Source organism: Cytobacillus praedii, from assembly GCF_001439605.1.
GTDB lineage: Bacteria > Bacillota > Bacilli > Bacillales > Cytobacillaceae > Cytobacillus > Cytobacillus praedii.
Map to the genome: position 1 here is coordinate 1 of NZ_LMBX01000072.1, position 342 is coordinate 342.

Sequence of the window (342 nt, forward strand, 5' to 3'; positions counted from 1 at the left end):
CGGAAACTAATGGTGAATGAAAAATGGGAACAGCAAAAAGAATATGTGAGAGCGAAGCTTTCAGAAGAGAAAACAAGTGCCATCTATCGAAAACGTAAAATAGATGTGGAGCCAGTTTTTGGATTCTTGAAGGCTAATTTGCGTTTCACTCGATTTTCTGTACGTGGGAAATCGAAGGTAGAAAACGAAATGGGCCTCGCGTTAATGGCAGTGAATTTAAGAAAATTCACTGCCGCCAACTAAGGAAATAGAAGACTCTACACGCAAAAATAGAGAAAGGTGAATTTGAGGTCTCTCAAATTCACCTTTCTCACTATTTGAAGCTAGTTATGTCCCAGCCTC

At 39.8% G+C, this 342-nt stretch carries 1 protein-coding gene; it reads left to right on the top strand.

All coding sequences use genetic code 11. The annotated features are described in order from the left end of the window. Positions 1-243 (top strand): transposase (locus tag ASU02_RS25520; RefSeq protein ID WP_057768476.1); only part of this gene is annotated, 243 nt, incomplete at its 5' end. Between the last annotated feature and the right edge of the window lie 99 nt (positions 244-342).